This is a genomic window from Allocoprococcus comes, assembly GCF_013300725.1.
Lineage (GTDB): Bacteria > Bacillota > Clostridia > Lachnospirales > Lachnospiraceae > Allocoprococcus > Allocoprococcus comes_A.
Genome location: NZ_JAAIMM010000003.1, coordinates 97,322 through 115,072, shown reverse-complemented (window position 1 = coordinate 115,072; position 17,751 = coordinate 97,322). Strand labels below are relative to the sequence as shown.

General features: G+C 43.3%; 18 protein-coding genes. 15 read left to right on the top strand and 3 right to left on the bottom strand.

Annotation, left to right across the window (positions count from 1 at the left end; genetic code table 11):
- Window positions 1-14: 14 nt before the first annotated feature.
- The 5 genes from clpP to G4407_RS02730 all read left to right on the top strand — a co-directional run bounded on the left by clpP (window position 15) and on the right by G4407_RS02730 (window position 5,548).
- The gene (gene clpP, locus G4407_RS02750) at window positions 15-599 is read left to right on the top strand and encodes an ATP-dependent Clp endopeptidase proteolytic subunit ClpP (RefSeq protein WP_008374523.1); all 585 of its coding nucleotides are present in this window, start codon (window positions 15-17) and stop codon (window positions 597-599) included.
- Window positions 600-663: 64 nt separating this feature from the next.
- A complete protein-coding gene (gene clpX / locus G4407_RS02745; protein ID WP_008374524.1) occupies window positions 664-1,914 on the top strand; it encodes an ATP-dependent Clp protease ATP-binding subunit ClpX in 1,251 nt (416 codons plus the stop codon).
- Between the two features lie 79 nt (window positions 1,915-1,993).
- On the top strand, window positions 1,994-4,333 hold the full coding sequence (gene lon, locus G4407_RS02740; RefSeq protein ID WP_173687644.1) for an endopeptidase La: 2,340 nt from the start codon (window positions 1,994-1,996) through the stop codon (window positions 4,331-4,333).
- Window positions 4,323-4,925 carry a ribosome biogenesis GTP-binding protein YihA/YsxC gene (gene yihA / locus G4407_RS02735; RefSeq protein WP_173687643.1) on the top strand — a complete coding sequence of 201 codons (603 nt, stop codon included), beginning with the start codon at window positions 4,323-4,325 and terminating at the stop codon, window positions 4,923-4,925. Before lon ends, yihA begins: the two co-directional genes overlap by 11 nt.
- Before the next feature lie 2 nt (window positions 4,926-4,927).
- Window positions 4,928-5,548 (top strand): peptidase C39, encoded by a 621-nt coding sequence (locus G4407_RS02730; protein WP_173687642.1) that lies wholly within the window; start codon window positions 4,928-4,930, stop codon window positions 5,546-5,548.
- Between the two features lie 424 nt (window positions 5,549-5,972).
- Here the strand turns inward: G4407_RS02730 and fucO are convergent, their stop codons facing one another.
- From fucO to G4407_RS02715, 3 genes are all read right to left on the bottom strand, one after another.
- Complete coding sequence (gene fucO / locus G4407_RS02725; protein ID WP_118218149.1) at window positions 5,973-7,118, bottom strand: lactaldehyde reductase; 1,146 nt, start codon at window positions 7,116-7,118, stop codon at window positions 5,973-5,975.
- Window positions 7,119-7,234: 116 nt separating this feature from the next.
- On the bottom strand, window positions 7,235-7,795 hold the full coding sequence (locus G4407_RS02720) for a TetR/AcrR family transcriptional regulator C-terminal domain-containing protein (RefSeq protein WP_173687641.1): 561 nt from the start codon (window positions 7,793-7,795) through the stop codon (window positions 7,235-7,237).
- A 12-nt stretch (window positions 7,796-7,807) separates the two neighbouring features.
- A complete protein-coding gene (locus tag G4407_RS02715) occupies window positions 7,808-9,157 on the bottom strand; it encodes an MATE family efflux transporter (RefSeq protein ID WP_117835648.1) in 1,350 nt (449 codons plus the stop codon).
- 175 nt (window positions 9,158-9,332) lie between these two features.
- On the opposite strand from G4407_RS02715, the gene G4407_RS02710 reads away from it, so the two are divergent.
- The 10 genes from G4407_RS02710 (at window position 9,333) to G4407_RS02665 (ending at window position 17,711) form a co-directional block, all read left to right on the top strand.
- Complete coding sequence (locus G4407_RS02710; protein ID WP_243259223.1) at window positions 9,333-10,070, top strand: peptidylprolyl isomerase; 738 nt, start codon at window positions 9,333-9,335, stop codon at window positions 10,068-10,070.
- A gap of 226 nt (window positions 10,071-10,296) precedes the next feature.
- Window positions 10,297-11,136 carry a C39 family peptidase gene (locus tag G4407_RS02705; protein WP_173687640.1) on the top strand — a complete coding sequence of 280 codons (840 nt, stop codon included), beginning with the start codon at window positions 10,297-10,299 and terminating at the stop codon, window positions 11,134-11,136.
- A 229-nt stretch (window positions 11,137-11,365) separates the two neighbouring features.
- Window positions 11,366-12,274, top strand: coding sequence for a trans-4-hydroxy-L-proline dehydratase activase (locus tag G4407_RS02700; protein ID WP_173687639.1), 909 nt, complete (start codon window positions 11,366-11,368; stop codon window positions 12,272-12,274).
- Between the two features lie 4 nt (window positions 12,275-12,278).
- Window positions 12,279-14,651 (top strand): trans-4-hydroxy-L-proline dehydratase, encoded by a 2,373-nt coding sequence (hypD, locus tag G4407_RS02695; protein ID WP_173687638.1) that lies wholly within the window; start codon window positions 12,279-12,281, stop codon window positions 14,649-14,651.
- Between the two features lie 217 nt (window positions 14,652-14,868).
- Window positions 14,869-16,110, top strand: coding sequence for a M20 family metallo-hydrolase (locus G4407_RS02690; protein WP_173687637.1), 1,242 nt, complete (start codon window positions 14,869-14,871; stop codon window positions 16,108-16,110).
- A 193-nt stretch (window positions 16,111-16,303) separates the two neighbouring features.
- Window positions 16,304-16,507, top strand: coding sequence for a hypothetical protein (locus G4407_RS02685; RefSeq protein WP_173687636.1), 204 nt, complete (start codon window positions 16,304-16,306; stop codon window positions 16,505-16,507).
- 33 nt (window positions 16,508-16,540) lie between these two features.
- Complete coding sequence (locus tag G4407_RS02680) at window positions 16,541-16,957, top strand: Fur family transcriptional regulator (protein WP_055157005.1); 417 nt, start codon at window positions 16,541-16,543, stop codon at window positions 16,955-16,957.
- 42 nt (window positions 16,958-16,999) lie between these two features.
- Window positions 17,000-17,266, top strand: coding sequence for a hypothetical protein (locus G4407_RS02675; protein WP_173687635.1), 267 nt, complete (start codon window positions 17,000-17,002; stop codon window positions 17,264-17,266).
- A 93-nt stretch (window positions 17,267-17,359) separates the two neighbouring features.
- Window positions 17,360-17,590, top strand: coding sequence for a metal ABC transporter substrate-binding protein (locus G4407_RS02670; RefSeq protein WP_330585935.1), 231 nt, complete (start codon window positions 17,360-17,362; stop codon window positions 17,588-17,590).
- A complete protein-coding gene (locus G4407_RS02665; RefSeq protein ID WP_173687634.1) occupies window positions 17,571-17,711 on the top strand; it encodes a hypothetical protein in 141 nt (46 codons plus the stop codon). The genes G4407_RS02670 and G4407_RS02665 overlap by 20 nt, the downstream gene beginning before the upstream one ends.
- Window positions 17,712-17,751 lie beyond the last annotated feature (40 nt).

Genomic DNA, 17,751 nt, shown 5'->3' with positions numbered 1-17,751 from the left:
AGGAGGAGTGTTACATGAGTAGTTTAGTACCTTATGTCGTTGAACAGACAAGCCGTGGAGAACGCTCTTACGACATTTATTCAAGACTTTTAAAAGACAGAATCATTTTCCTGGATACCGAAGTGAATGATGCATCAGCGAGCCTGATCGTAGCGCAGCTGCTGTTTCTGGAAGCAGAAGATCCGGAAAAGGATATCCAGTTTTATATTAACAGTCCTGGTGGATCGATTTCAGCAGGTATGTCGATCTACGACACTATGAATTACATCAAATGTGACGTCTCTACGATGTGTATGGGAATGGCTGCAAGTATGGGAGCTTTCCTTCTCGCAGGCGGAGCAAAGGGAAAGAGATATGCCCTTCCGAATGCAGAGATCATGATTCACCAGCCTTCAGGCGGTGCACAGGGTCAGGCAACCGAGATTGAGATCAATGCACAGCATATTCTGAAGATCAGAGAAAGAATGAACAGATTGATGGCTGCAAATACAGGTCAGAGTTATGAGACAATTTGTGCAGATACGGAAAGAGATAACTGGAAGACTGCCGAAGAAGCTTTGGCATATGGATTGATTGATAAGGTTATTACAAGCCGTTAACGGGAAAAGGGAATGTCCTTATTGGGACATTCCCTTTACGTGTAAAAAAGTGCGAGGTAAGAATATGGCAGGAAAATATGAAGAAATCGTAAGATGTTCTTTTTGCAATAAACCACAAAGTCAGGTACGCAAGATGATCGCCGGACCAAACGGGGTGTTTATCTGCGACCAGTGCGTGGATGTATGCACTGAGATCATTGAAGACGAACTTGGTTATGAAGAAGAAAATGCATATGATGATATCAATCTTCTGAAACCGGAAGAAATCAAGGCATTTCTGGATGATTATGTGATCGGACAGGACGAAGCGAAGAAAGTACTTTCTGTTGCGGTATATAATCACTATAAGCGTATTATGGCAGAAAAAGATCTGGGCGTGGAGCTTCAGAAGAGTAATATCCTGATGGTAGGACCGACAGGATGCGGTAAGACTTTTCTGGCACAGTCTCTCGCAAAAATCCTGAATGTACCGTTTGCAATTGCAGATGCAACTGCGCTTACAGAAGCAGGATATGTCGGAGAAGATGTAGAGAATATTCTTCTTAAGATCATTCAGGCCGCAGATGGTGATATTGAACGTGCAGAGCACGGAATTATTTATATTGACGAGATTGACAAGATCACAAGAAAATCTGAGAATCCGTCGATTACCCGTGATGTATCAGGAGAAGGTGTTCAGCAGGCACTTCTGAAGATCCTGGAAGGTACAATCGCAAATGTACCGCCACAGGGTGGACGTAAGCATCCGCAGCAGGAGATGATCCAAATCGATACCACCAATATTTTATTTATCTGCGGTGGAGCGTTTGAGGGAATAGATAAGATCATAGAGAACAGAATAGATAAGAAATCCATTGGATTCGAGGCACAGATCGCGCAGCGGCATGAGGAAGATATCGACCGGCTTCTGCAGCAGATCCTTCCACAGGATCTTGTGAAGTTCGGACTGATCCCGGAACTTGTAGGACGTGTGCCGGTAACTGTATCCCTGGAACTTCTGGATAAAGAAGATCTGATCCGCATTCTGACGGAACCAAAGAATGCGATCGTAAAACAGTACCAGAAGCTTCTGGAGCTGGATGATGTGGAACTGGAATTCGACAAAGAGGCGCTGGAGGCGATTGCTGAGACTTCCCTGAAGCGTAAGACAGGAGCCAGAGGACTCCGTGCGATCATGGAAAATGTAATGATGGATATCATGTATAAAGCACCGTCTGACGAGAATCTGAAATACTGTCTTGTGACAAAAGAGGCAGTACTTGGGGAGAAAGCACCGAGTACAGAAAAGATCGAAGCAAGACCGGAAAGTGCATAAGAAAATCAGACGTATGGAAATGGGTGCTGACGGTTAAGACCAGAAGCATCCATTTTTATTTAACAGGAGAAAAAACTATATGAACAGAACAGAAAGTCTGCCAATGGTTGCCCTGCGGGGAATGACAATTCTGCCGGAGATGGTGGCTCATTTTGACATCAGCCGTGAACGCTCGATTGAAGCGGTTCAGGAAGCGATGGCAAGCGACCAGAAGATTTTTTTGCTGACACAGAAAGATGTGGAAGCGGAAAATCCGGGAGAAGCGGATCTCTACCGTGTGGGAACAGTTGCGACAGTAAAACAGATCATCAAACTGCCAAAGCAGATTCTGCGGGTGCTTGTATCAGCAGAAGAGAGAGCGGTTTTAAATACAATAGAATTTACCGATCCGTATCTTCGGGCAAATATCACGATCCCGGAAGAGAGTGATCCGGATATTGCAGGCGAGATCAACCGGGAAGCGATGATGCGGGGACTTCGGGATCTGTATCTGGATTATGCGGCGAGAATGCCGAAGATCACAAAAGATATGGTAAACCAGATCAAAGAGATCACGGATCTGAAAAAGATGGTGAATCAGGTGGCAGCGAATATGCCTCTGGATTACCGGGAATTGCAGGAAATCCTGGAAGAACTTAATTTTGACAGACGTTATGAGCTTATTTCCTTTAAGCTTGTCAATGAGATGCAGATCATAAACATCCGTGATGAAATCCAGATGAAGGTGAAAGAGCGTGTGGATAAGCATCAGAGAGAATATATCCTGCGCGAACAGTTGAAGCTGATCCGTGAAGAGCTTGGTGAGGATACTACAATTTCCGATGCGGAGGAATTTACACAGAAGGCAGAAGCGCTGGATGCACCGGATGAGGTAAAAGAAAAGCTGAAAAAAGAGATCGGCAGATTTAAAAATTCCATGCAGAGTCCGGCAGAAGCGGGTGTGATCCGTACATATATCGAAACCATGCTGGAAATGCCATGGAATAAGCGGGCTGAGGATTTCACAGACATTGCATATGCGAAAGAGCTTCTGGAAGCAGAACACTACGGACTGGAAGAGGTTAAAGAACGTGTGCTGGAATTTCTGGCAGTACGTGCTCTTACGAAAAAGGGAGACAGCCCGATTCTGTGTCTGGTAGGTCCTCCGGGAACTGGAAAGACATCTATTGCAAGATCACTTGCAAAAGCACTGAAAAAACCGTATGTGAGGATTTCTCTTGGCGGTGTCCGTGATGAGGCTGAAATCCGTGGGCACAGAAAAACTTATGTTGGTGCAATGCCGGGACGGATTGCAAACGGTATTAAGAGCGCCGGGGTAAAGAACCCGTTGCTCCTTCTGGATGAGATTGATAAAGTCAGCACAGACTATAAGGGAGATACTTTTTCTGCGCTTCTGGAGGTGCTGGACAGTGAACAGAACAACCGTTTCCGTGATCATTATCTGGAAGTCCCGGTCGATCTGTCTGAGGTGACATTTGTGACGACGGCTAACTCGCTGCAGACGATCCCCCGACCACTTCTTGACCGTATGGAAGTAATTGAGGTCAGCAGTTATACGGAGAATGAAAAGCTGCATATTGCGACAGAACATTTGATTCCAAAGCAGTTGGAAAGACATGGACTTACAAAAGAACAGCTTACGATCAGCAAGGGTGTGATCTGGAAAATTGCGCAGAACTACACCAAGGAAGCCGGTGTGCGTCAGATGGAGCGTGAAATCGGTAATATCTGCAGGAAAGCTGCCAGAGAGATCTATGAACATGATAAAAAGAGAGTTCAGGTAACAGAGCGGAATATTGAAAAGTATCTTGGAAAGGAAAAGTACACCTATCAGATGGCTAATGCAGAGGATGAGGTGGGAATCGTCCGTGGCCTGGCATGGACCAGTGTAGGAGGAGATACCCTGCAGATTGAAGTGAATGTAATGCCAGGAAAGGGTGAGATCATTCTGACGGGACAGCTTGGCGATGTGATGAAAGAATCTGCGCAGGCAGGAATCAGTTATATCCGGTCAATCAGCAGTAAATATAAGGTTGCTGAAGATTTCTTTGAAAAACATGATATCCATATCCATATTCCGGAAGGGGCAGTTCCGAAAGATGGACCTTCAGCCGGCATTACGATGGCGACTGCGATGCTCTCTGCAATTACAGACAAGAAAGTGCGTGCCGATCTTGCCATGACGGGTGAGATTACGCTGCGGGGAAGAGTACTTCCGATCGGAGGACTGAAAGAGAAGCTCCTGGCGGCAAAGAATGCCGGAATCAGGACGGTACTTGTACCGAAGGAGAACAAAAAAGATGTGGATGAACTTTCTTCTGAGATTACGAAGGGACTGGAGATTATTCCGGTATCGCAGATGGAAGAGGTTCTGAAGATCGCGCTTGTGCGCACACGGAGGAAAAACGATGGTAATTAAGAATGTAAATCTGGAAACAGTATGTGGAATTACAAGTAAACTGCCGGATCACACCCTGCCGGAGATTGCATTTGCCGGAAAATCCAATGTCGGCAAATCCTCTCTGATCAATGCACTGATGAACCGGAAGGCGCTTGCCAGAACTTCGGCAAAACCTGGAAAAACACAGACCATCAACTTTTACAATATCAACGAAGAAATGTATCTGGTTGACCTTCCGGGATATGGTTATGCAAAGGTTTCCGAGCAGGAGAAGGCACAGTGGGGAAAACTGATCGAGCGTTATCTTCATGGCTCTAAACAGCTGCGAGCCGTCTTCCTTCTGATCGATATCCGTCATGATCCATCTGCGAATGATAAGATGATGTATGACTGGATCGTAGATCAGGGATTCAATCCGATCATTATCGCAACAAAGCTTGACAAGCTGAAGCGAAGTCAGGTACAGAAGCAGGTAAAGGCAATTAAGACCGGACTGAAGCTGCTTCCGGGAACCGTTGTGATTCCTTTCTCAGCAGAGACAAAGCAGGGACGGGATGAGATCTGGAATCTTGTAGACACAGAATTCCTGGTAAAAGGAACGGAGGAATAACCTTGAAAAATCCACTGCATTATCAGTTTTCGGATTATGATTGTGGACCGACGTCCATGCAGAATGCGATCAGCTATTTATTTCCAAGGGAGGAAATCCCGCCGGAAATTCTGAGAAATATCATGCTTTATTGCCTGGATTGCTACAGTGCGGAGGGAGTTGCCGGAAAAAGTGGCACTTCCTGTGCGGCAATGATGTTTCTTAGCAACTGGCTGAATGGATTTGGGAAGACGGGACAACTTGCAATCTCTGCAAAATATCTTCATGGGGAAAATGTCTATCTGGGTGATACCAGTTATATCAATGATGCGCTGCATCGTGGTGGTGCAGTTGTTGTAAGGCTTTTTCTGGATGAGTGGCATTATGTGCTTCTTACCGGGGCAGAAAATGGAATAGTTTATATGTTTGATCCGTATTACAGGGAAGAGCCTTTTGAGGAAAAGGAGGTTGTACTTGTGACGGACAAGCCGGACCGGTATAACCGGATCGTACCGGAGGAGATGTTTAACCGGGAAGTTCTGGAACTGTATTCTTTTGGACCGGAAGAGGGGCGGGAAGCAGTTTTGTTGTTTAATGAGAAAACGAAGTTGTCGGAAGAGAAGACGATAGAGTATTTTATTTGATGGGGGATTGGTTTGAGGGACGCGCCCGAATCGCCATACATCTTGTTTGGATGCGGTTCGGTGCGCGGGCAGTTCTTGAGGTTCTGTAAATTTGTTAAGGGCATTCCGTGAAATCCATAACTCGCGCGGTGCGCTCAGACAGATGGATTTCACGGAATAACACAAATTTCCACAACCTTAAGAACTGCATCAGCTCCCTCAATGCATCCAAACAAGATGTATGGCGATTCGGGCGCTGATACCTCAAGTGGGTTGCATCAACTAAGATACGGGGAGAAAAAGTTCACCCCCACAAATTTCGCTTTTAGCGGAATTTGTGGGGGTTGCTTTTTCTACTTTGTTGGTAAGCAAAGCAAGTGGAATATCAATTTATAGGATGTGAATATTATTTTGCTTTATTACCAGACTATGTATATTTTGTTCTTTACATCAGTTTTCTGAAGAGATCTTTGAGGTCTTCTACGGATGCGTCTTTTGGATTTCCAGGTGCGCAGGCGTCGGCGTGGGCGGATTCTGCGAGGAACTGGAGATCTTCTTCTTTGAGGGCTTCGAGTTTGGATGGGATTCCTACGTCTTCAGAGAGTTTGCGGACTGCATCTACAGCTGCTTTTCTGTATTCTTCCTGAGACATATTATCTACGCCTTCAACTCCCATTGCGCGGGCGATTTCACGGTATTTTTCTCCGGTGCAGTCTGCGTTGTATTCCATTACGATCGGAAGCATCATTGCACATGCAACACCGTGTGGTGTGTCATAGACTGCTCCAAGGGTATGAGCCATTGAGTGAGCGATTCCAAGACCTACGTTTGAGAAGCCCATTCCGGCGATGTACTGTCCAAGAGCCATTCCTTCTCTTCCTTCTTTGGTGTTTTCAACAGCACCGCGGAGAGATTTGGAGATAATCTCGATTGCTTTTAAGTGGAACATATCTGTCATTTCCCATGCGGCTTTTGTGGTGTAGCCTTCGATCGCATGAGTTAATGCATCCATACCGGTTGAAGCGGTCAGTCCTTTTGGCATAGAGGACATCATTTCCGGGTCTACAACAGCGATGATCGGCATATCATGTGGGTCTACACAGACGAATTTACGTTTCTTTTCTACATCTGTTACTACATAGTTGATCGTAACTTCTGCAGCAGTACCGGCTGTTGTCGGAACGGCAATGATCGGAACGCAAGGTTTCTTTGTCGGAGCTACACCTTCCAGGCTTCTTACATCTTCAAATTCCGGGTTTGCGATGATGATACCGATTGCTTTGGAAGTATCCATAGAAGATCCGCCACCGATTGCGATGATGTAATCAGCACCTGAATTTTTGAAAGCCTGTACACCGTGCTGTACGTTCTCGATAGTCGGGTTTGCTTTGATATCAGAGTAGATTTCGTAAGCAAGTCCTTCTTTGTCTAAGATATCTGTTACTTTGGAAGTAACATTGAATTTGATCAGATCCGGGTCAGAACATACAAGAGCTTTTTTGAAACCGTGAGCTTTTGCTTCTGTTGCAATCTCTGCGATTGCACCTGCTCCGTGATAAGATGTCTGATTTAACATAATTCTGTTTGCCATGATACATATCTCCTTTTCGTTTATGGTAAAACCACTTGTTTCTGATACTATTTTAACAATAAGAAGGCGGTAAAAAAAGTTACAGAATATGAAAAGTGTAACATTTATACAAAAGCTTAAGACAAAATATGCAAATTAGTGAAGAGTTGCACAAGTTTTTCCGGCATGCCAAGTACCAGTTGTTTTGCAAGCTGCGCAGGCGGAAAATTCATTCCGCCAAGCAGCCATTTGACAGTCATGTAAATCGAGCCACGGCAGTACATCTCTAAAAGAAATGAAGTTTCTGCATCCGGGCGTCTTCCGGTTTTCTGGAAAATAAGGTTTGAATAGAATTCCAGAATCAGTTCAAAATCATGTTCTTTTAAAGAGTTCTGATCGTCAGAGCGGAATGCTGCAGCGAAAAACAGGTGCTCTTCCTTTAAATATTCAAATTTTTTGACCAGTCCGTCATAAACAGTGGTACCTTCGCCCATATGTTCAAATGATTTAAGAAGAAGTTTGTCAAAATACCAGTTGATCAGATCATATTTATCAAGAAAATTGCGGTAAAAGGTCTGGCGTGTGACGCCGCAGACTTCCACAATCTGGCGGATGGTGATATCATCGACAGAAGTGGTCTTCATGCAGGTTTTCATTGCTTCGGCGAGCCGGTATTTGGTAGATTCGGATTTGGCCATGTTCAATTCTCCTTAATCGTAAGCATGTTTTTTTCTATATAAATAGTACGGTATGATCAAAGCTGTGGTAGTGATCCAGGAAATCGGATAACTAAGCATTACACAGGTTGTGGTATGGTGTGCCGGTAAGACAAACATAATCCACGGAATACGGATCAGACATACGCCGCCAAGTGTGATCAGTGTCGGCAGCAGGACATCGCCGGTTCCGCGAAGTGCACCGGAGAGAACTTCAATAAATACATAAATAGTGTAGCACGGTGCCATAAAACGCAGCATATCAATACCGATATTGATCACATTTTGATCTGTCGTAAAAATTGAGAACAGTGGGCGGCAGAAGATGGCTAAAAACAGAACGATCCCTCCGCATACAGCCACTGCCATTGCAAGGCAGATACGGACACTTTTGAAAATGCGGTCTTTTTTTCCTGCTCCGTAATTCTGACCGGCAAAGGTTGTGATCGCAATTCCGAATGCTCCGTTGACTGTCCAGAAAAGCGCATCTAGTTTACCAAAAGAAGCCCATGCAGCGGCAGTATCGGTTCCGAAACCATTGATCGCTGCCTGAATAATGATATTGGTAATACTGTACATAAATGCCTGCAGTGCACTTGGAATACCGATGCGGAATTCCAGACGCAGCTTCAAAAGGTCTATGTGCAGTTTGCTCAGATAAAGCTTGCAGTCATCATATTTTTTCATCAGTGCATTGGTGACAAGGATTGCACTTACTGCCTGTGAAATAATGGTCGCGATAGCGGCTCCGACAATTCCCATATCAAATACGATTACTAGTACCAGATCGAGGATGATGTTTAGAAAACAACAGATGATCAGGTAATATAGTGGTCTGCGGGAATCACCGATGGAGCGCATGATGGCTGAGCCTATATTAAAGATCAAGGTACCGAAGATACCTAAAAAGTAAATCCGCAGATAAAGAATAGAATCCGCAAGTGTATCTGCAGGTGTATCGATGAGCTTCAAAAGAAATGGTGTTAAGGCCCATCCGAGTATTGTAAATACAATACTGAGGATAACGGAAAAAGCATAAGCGGTATGCAGACTCTTTTGCAGATTCCGCTCATCCTTTGCACCATAAAACTGGGAAACAATTACAGATGCACCGCTTGCAAGTCCCGTAAAACATCCGATGATCAGATTGGAAAGAACGGCAGAAGATCCCCCGACTGCGGCAAGTGCGCCCTTTCCGACAAAACGACCGACGATGACAGCATCTACGGTGTTATAAAGCTGTTGAAACAAAGTTCCAACTACAATAGGAAAGAAAAAAATCAATAATTGCTTCCAGATAACTCCTTCGGTAATCTGATTGGTTTTTGTACTTTCGTTTGACATGTTAATAACCTCCAATGAAAAAACTAAAAAAACATACCTAAACGAAGTATAACATGAAGTCGGAAGAAAAGATATCAGATGAAGAGAAGTTTCATAGAAATAAAACCAACTTTGACTAACACCGTATGAAATGGTACAATTGAAACACTACGAGAAAAAGGAGTACAAAGAAATTATGGAAAAAACAGTTGAAGCAGTAATCTGCGGACATGAAATTACATCAGCAGAGGTAGATGCATTTATCGCAAGCCTTCCGAGAGAACAGCAGGTATACGCATCCCATCCGGATTTCCGCAAACAGTGTGTTGATCAGCTGATCGCAGTTTATGCACTTGCAAAATATGGTGAAGAAGAAAAGTTAGACGAGACAGAAAAGTTTAAAGCAATTCTGGAAAATGCAAGAAAAGATATCCTTGCACAGATGGCGATCGGCAAGATCTTTGAGGAAATCACAATTTCAGCTGAAGAGATCAGAGAATATTTTGAAGCAAACAAAGCAAGATTTGCAAAAGGAGTATCTGTTCATGCAAAACATATTCTGGTTGATTCCGAAGACAAATGTAACGAACTACTTGAATCCATTGTAAGTGGTGGGAAAGCATTTGAGGATGTTGCAAAAGAATCTTCTACCTGCCCGTCAGGAGCAAACGGTGGAGACCTTGGCGAATTCGGAAAAGGACAGATGGTCAAAGAATTCGAAGATGCCGCATTTGCAGCAGAAATCGGACATGTGGTTGGACCGGTCAAGACACAGTTTGGATACCATCTGATCAAAGTGGAAGATAAGAAAGAAGCCGAAGATGCGAAGCTTGATGATGTAAAAGAGCAGATTAAGAGTGAGATCATGCAGAAAAAGCAGCAGGAGGCTTATACCGCGAAGGTGGAAGAACTGAAGAAGAAATATATGGCATAGTATTTGCCAGGATTTCATTCGATTGATAAAAAACAGCAGGACAGATTAATTTTTATCGGATCTGCACCCATTGCGCAGGCAATCCTTCTATCTGGAATCACTTGTGCTGCCAACTCTCATTTATGAAATATTTGTGAAAACTCCCCCGCAGATTTGACGAAACACGAAAAAAGTTGTAGTATATATGACGGAATTGTTACAGAAGTATTAAGAAACGGAGGTACGGATGCAGATTCGCAGTGCAGCAAAATGGATCGCAGCGGCAGCAGGGATATTGGTTGGCGCCGTTATCGTAGGATTTACATTAAAAGATACTACATATATAGAAGCAAAATTGGAACAGATCAAAGGAGCAAGACAGTCTGTTACAGCAGTGGAGAAAACGACAGCAAAGACGCAGAAGATAAAAAATGCGGAAATAGTGAAAGAGACACCCCTTCCAGAGAGTAGCTGTATTTCTGATTTTGCATTTACAGGACAGATGCCGGAGCTTCCTACCGGATGTGAGATCACATCTCTTACAATGGCTTTGAATTATTATGGATATTCTGCAGATAAGATGGCAATGGCACTCGAATATTTACCGACAGTTGGATGGACCAACACTTATTACGGAGACAATGAAACTTTATATGGAAATGATATTTACAATTATTTTATAGGAAATCCACAGTCTGAGACGGATGGATTAAGCTGCGGAGCGGGAGCAATCGTGACGGCAGCAGATGGCTATCTTGCAGATAATGGAAATGCAATGAAAGCAGAGGACGAGACAGGATCAGAGCCGGAACAGCTGTATCGTTTTGTAAGTGAAGGAACCCCCGTGGTTGTATGGGGAACAATTGGTATGGAAGAACGTCAGATAATGGAAAGCTGGAATACGGAAGATGGAAGAGAAGCCAGCTGGGCGATGAACGATCATTGTGTTGTACTGATTGGATACAGTGTAGACAGTGTGACTGTTGCAGACCCGATCGAAGGGATTGTGAGCTATGACAGAGCACAGTTTGAATCGGCTTTTTGTTCCAGAGGTAATCAGTGTGTGATTTTGAAGAATGTACAATAGAGAAGTGGGAGGTACTTTGCAGATAAAAACAGTCTGTGAAGTATCTCTTCTTTATATATGTGATGAGCTGAGTGCAGAGTTTCGTCTACTTAAGGAAAGAAGATCAGGATTGTAAAAATATTTGAGAAGAAGTTTGCCAAAGGATTGACAATTATTTGTTTTTTTGGTATCTTTAGACTATGGTACAAACGTTAGTCTAAAAAGAAAAATGACAAGAAGGAGAGCTACCATGAATTTAGTAACGAATATTCAGAAGTATTCGATCCATGACGGAGATGGAATCCGTACTACTGTATTTTTTAAAGGATGTCCATTAAAGTGCGAGTGGTGTCACAACCCTGAGACACAGCGTTTTGAGAGAGAACTTCAGTGTGATAAAGAAAAGTGCGTCGGATGTGGAACCTGTGCGAAGGTCTGTCCGAACGATGCCATCACTATGGTAGATGGAAAGCCGGAGCTTGACAAAGAGAAATGTCAGCTTTGCGGAAAATGTGATAATTTCTGTCCGCAAGGCATTCGGGAGATCGTAGGGCAGGAGTATCCGGTAAAGGAACTGGTTAAAGAGCTGATGAAAGACCGGATGTTTTATGAACAGTCCGGCGGTGGAGTCACACTTTCCGGCGGGGAAGTGATGGCGATGTCAACGGATTATATTTTACAGATCGCGAAAGCACTTAAAAAAGAAGAAATTTCGCTTACCATTGACACCTGCGGATATGTTTCGTATGATAAATTTGAAGCAATTTTACCGTATGTAGATACGTTTTTATATGACGTAAAAGTGATGGATCCGGAATTACATAAAAAGTATATCGGAGTTGACAATAAGCTGATTCTGGATAACCTGGTGAAGCTTTCGGATGCAGGGGCAAGGATTTACGTCCGAATCCCGACAATCAAAGAAGTGAACGGCAATGTGCAGAACATGGAAGATACCATTCATTTTCTGAAGAAACACGGCATTCATCCGGCACAGGTCAATCTGCTGCCTTACCATAATACAGGAAGCAGTAAATATCCGAAGCTGGGTATGGAATACAAGGGAACTGATTTACATGCACCGGAAAAAGAAGAGATGGAAAGTTTTATAAAGCTTTTTCAGGATGCGGGGTATACCAACACAAAAATAGGAGGATAAGAAAATGGCAAGAGGCATGAATGAAAGAATTCAGAAGCTGAGAGAACTGAGTGTTACAACACCGGTTCATATCGATCTCGAAAGAGCAAGAATCGAGACAGATTTTTACAGAAAAAATGATGGGAAATATTCGATTCCGGTTATGAGAGCCATGGTATTAAAGGAATATTTTTCAAAGAAGACACTTTATCTGGGAGACGGTGAACTGATCGTCGGTGAAAAAGGAAAAGACCCACAGGCTTCGCCTACATTCCCGGAACTTTGCTGTCACAGCAAAGAAGATATGGTAGTCATGAGTGAACGTGACCTTGTATCTTTCCATACAACAGAAGAAGACCGTGAGATCCAGGAGAAGGAGATCATTCCTTACTGGTCAGGACGAAGCATGAGAGAGAAGATCCTTGCAGCTATGACTCCGGAATGGAATGACTGTTATTCAGCAGGTATGTTCACAGAGTTCATGGAACAGAGAGGACCTGGACATACATGTGGTGGCGAACAGAACTTCAAAGTCGGATATCAGGAGTACAAAGAAAAAATCAAAAAGACAATGGATGCACTGGATTTCATGAATGATCCGGAAGCTACCGATAAGCTTGAAGAACTTAAAGCAATGGATATTGCATGTGATGCGGTTATCATTCTTGGAGAAAGATATCACAAGCTTGCCCTTGAAATGGCAGAAAAAGAAGCAGATCCTACACGTAAGAAAGAATTAGAGCAGATCGCAGCCAACCTGGAAGTTGTACCGGCTCACAAACCGCAGACCTTCTGGCAGGCAATCCAGTTATACTGGTTCACACATCTTGCAGTTACAACAGAACTGAACCCATGGGATGCATTCAGCCCGGGACGTCTGGACCAGCATCTGATCTCTTACTATGAAGCAGATACAGAAGCAGGAATCCTTGATGACGAGAAAGCAAAAGAACTGCTTGAATGCTTATGGATCAAATTCTACAACCAACCGGCACCGGTTAAGGTTGGTATTACCTTAAAAGAAAGTGCTACTTATGTAGACTTTGCGAATATCAATACAGGTGGAGTTACACCAGATGGTAAAGACGGTGTAAATGCAGTCAGCTACCTGATCCTTGACTGTATGGATGAGATGAAGCTTGTACAGCCGAACTCTAATGTAACTATCAGCAAGAAAACACCGGCACGTTTCCTTAAGAGAGCATGCGAGATCTCAAGAAAAGGATGGGGACAGCCAGCATTCTACAATACAGAAGCACAGATCATGGAGCTTGTTAATGCAGGAAAGACTCTGGAGGATGCCCGCCGTGGTGGATCTTCAGGTTGTGTAGAGACAGGTGCATGGGGAAGTGAAGCATATATCCTGACCGGTTATATGAATATTCCGAAGATCTTCCAGCTGACTCTTTACAACGGTTATGATGCAATGTCAGGCAAACAGCTCGGACTGAAGCTTGGTTATGCAAAAGACTTTAAGACATTTGATGAACTGTGGGATGCATTCAAGAAACAGATGAAGCATTTCATCGATATCAAGATCCGTGGAAACAACGTAATCGAGAGATTATATGCAGAAAATATGCCGGCACCGTGTCTTTCCGTTGTAACAAACGACTGCATCAGTAATGCAAAAGATTACAATGCAGGAGGAGCAAGATACAACACGAACTACATTCAGGGTGTTGGTATTGGAACCGTTACAGACTGTATTGCAGCTGTTAAATACAATGTATTTGACAAGAAGAACTTCACAATGGAAGAACTGATCGAAGCAATGGATCACAACTTTGAAGGATACGATGCAATCTACCGTATGGTTCATGACAAGACACCAAAATATGGTAACGATGATGACTACGCAGATGATCTGATGCAGGACGTATTCTATCTGTATCATGACCTGATCACAGGACGTCCGACTATGAGAGGCGGAAAATACGGAGTCGATATGCTTCCTACAACCTGCCATGTTTACTTCGGAGATGTGATCGGAGCAACAGCTAACGGACGTAAAGCACATATCCCGGTTTCAGAAGGTATTTCACCGGAGAAATCAGCAGATGTAAATGGACCGACAGCTGTTATCAAATCATGTGCTAAGATGGATCATCTTGCTACAGCAGGAACACTTCTGAATCAGAAGTTCACACCGAACGTTGTAGCAGGAGAGAAAGGTCTTGACAATATGGCAAGTCTGATCCGCAGCTACTTTGCAATGGATGGACATCACGTACAGTTCAACGTTATCGACAGAAAGACTCTGCAGGAAGCGCAGAAGCATCCGGAAGATTATAGAGATCTGATCGTGCGTGTTGCAGGATACAGTGATTTCTTCCGTAACTTAAGCAAACCGCTTCAGGATGAGATCATCAACCGTACAGAGCAGTCATTCGAATAGAAAATAACCAGAGAAATTGAAAAAGGTTAAATAAAGGAAGAGACAGGAGCACCGCAATGCAGAGAGTAATCTGTGTGTGGTGCTTCTGTTATTTTTTGAACTGGGAAGAAAAATTTTGGTAAGAATATCGTGGATTTTGAGAGCTATTTGATGTACTATCAAGATAGAAAAGAGAGTGGGAGCAGAATGAAAATTACAGTAGAAAGGAGTAATAGATATGCAGATCAAGCAGGAGCGATTAAAGGAAAGGATAGAGCGGATCAATGAGATGAGCCGGGATGAGACAGGCGGTTATACACGTCTGGCGTTCGGCGAAAAAGAGACGAAAGCGCGGATGATGGCAAAAGAGATGATGCTGGAAGCAGGACTGGAGGTAGAAATCGATGCAGCTGGAAATCTTATGGGACGCCTGTATCCGGATAACTGGAATGAAAAGGAGCTGCATGGTGTGATCGCAACAGGTTCCCATATCGATACGGTACGAAATGGAGGAAAATTTGACGGATTACTCGGAAGTATAGCAGGGATTGAAGTGGCACAGTGCCTGAAAGAAAATCATGTAAAATTAAAAAGCCCGTTTGAAGTAATTCTTTTTACAGATGAAGAAGGTGCCAGATTTAATGCAGGTATGGTTGGAAGTAAGGTAATTGCCGGTCTTGGAATGGAACGACGGCTTAGTGAATATACAGACAATGAGGGCATCAGTGAAGAGGCGGCAATGCAAAAGTGCGGATATCATCCGGAAAAACTGGAAGAGGCAGCGCACGCAGATAAATATGAAAAATTTGTTGAACTTCATATTGAACAGGGAATTGTGCTGGAACAGGAAAGCAGGCAGATAGGGATTGTAACCGGGATCAAAGGTCCATACTGGATTGAAGGAAGCTTTGAGGGGGAAGCAAATCATGCAGGCGGCACACCGATGAATATGCGGAAAGATGCAATGACGGCTGCTGCAAATTATATTGCAGAAGTAGAAAAAATAGCATCCCGTCTGGGAGATATGTTTGTGGCAACAGTAGGAACACTCAAAGTACATCCGGGTGGAATCAATACGATTCCGGGAAGAGTAGACTATACGATCGACATCAGAGATACAGATATGGAGCGCAGGGCACAGGGAATCCGAGAAATAAAAGAAGCGGCAGTGAAAATTTCGGACAGATTTCATGTAGAGAGTACCCAGAAGTGTCTGAAAGATGCAAAGGCAGAGATGATGAATGAAGCAATCGTAGACACAATCGAAGATGTGTGCAAAAAGCGGGGATATACATATATGCGTATGCCAAGTGGCCCGTTTCATGATACCTTATCGATGGCACATATCTGCGATGTGGGAATGATTTTCGTGCCAAGTATCGGAGGCGTAAGTCATTCACCATATGAAGATACGGCATGGGAAGACATATTTGCAGGAGCGCAGGTGCTGGCAGATACTATGGAAAATCTTGTCGGTTAAGCTATCTGATCAGAGAAGCGAATCCGGAGGATAAAAGAAGCCAGCTCCTTTATGCAACAAAACGCTTAATGACGATGGAATCGGCATAGACTTAGGAATCAAAGATTTGGCTGCCTGCTCTGATGCTGTTAAGTATAAGAACATCAATAAGAGTCAGAAAGTAAAATCCAAGTACGAAGGGGAGAAGGACACATTGTCGTATGCAGAGTCAGGTGGTGGACAAGGCAGCAAAGGTGAACAGAACAACCAGGGTGGTCAGAAGAAAAAGAAGATAACAGAAAGAAAAATTTCCCATATAGACGAAAGTTTATACGGGAAATTTTACTGTAAAATGAAAAACAAAAATGAAAAACATTTTCAAATTTCATTGACATATAAAAATAATGTGATAAAATGAAAACGATTTCCAAATTGAAGGGAGGAGGTCAGTATGGCAAAAGCACCATATAAAACAAAACAAATGACCGAAATACTTACCTTCCTGAAATCGGTACAGGGAAGACATGTTACAGTGAATGAAATCTGCGATTTTTTCAGGGAAAAAGGGATTTCCGTCGGAACCACGACCATTTACCGTCATCTGGAGAAGATGGTGAAAGAAGGTCTGGCCGCGAAGTATGTAGTAGACGGTTCGAGCAGCGCCTGTTTTGAATATATCGGAGATCATGGGGAAGAACATGAAAACTGCTATCATTGTAAATGTGAGAAATGTGGAAAGCTGATCCATTTACAGTGCAATGAGGTAGAAAGCTTAAAACAGCACATGCAGCAGCATCATGATTTTCAGATGGATCCGCATCGTACCGTATTTTACGGAATCTGCGGTGAATGCAGTAAGAAAGAATAGATAAAATTTATTAACAGATGAAATCTGGGAAAGGAGAAGGAAATGGATACAGGAAAGAAAAAAAGTATGGCAGCGGTTATATGTATTTTTCTTATATTTGTAACCTTTGCTTCTCTTTTTTATGTTGCCAGAGAGGAAGACCATAACTGTACGGGAAAGGACTGCCCGATCTGTGCCTGCGTTCATCAGGCAAAGCAGGTCCTTCGGAATCTGGGAACAACACCTGCAGTAGGATTTTTTGTCAGTCCGGTGATCTTTATCGTTTTGTCGATTTCGTTAGTTCATCAAAAGGTAAGATTAAATGATTGAATAAAACTTTTTATAAAACAGAAAGGGTATGAAAAGTCATACCTTTCCTTTGGATATGATGAGCATGTATGGCTGTCTGTAAAAAATGCAGAAGTGCTGAGTAAGGCGATTGCAGACGCGCTGGAAAAAGTAGACCCGGATCATAAGGATATTTATCAGGAGAATGCATCTGCATACAGTGAAAAGCTGAAAGACCTGGATGCTAAGTACCAGGAAGTTGTTGATGGCGCGTCACAGAAAACACTGCTGTTTGGCGATCGTTTTCCATTCCGTTATCTGGTAGATGATTATGGATTAAGCTATTATGCTGCATTTGTCGGATGAAGATTATCCGGAACAGGAAACAGAAATTATCGTTCAGGGAACGTTCGAGACATATAAAGAACCAAATGATGAGACTTTGTATTGCAGGATCACAGATGCGGATATGCAGATAAAAGAATAAGAAGAGAAAAGATAGATCATGAAGAAATACGGGAAAAGGA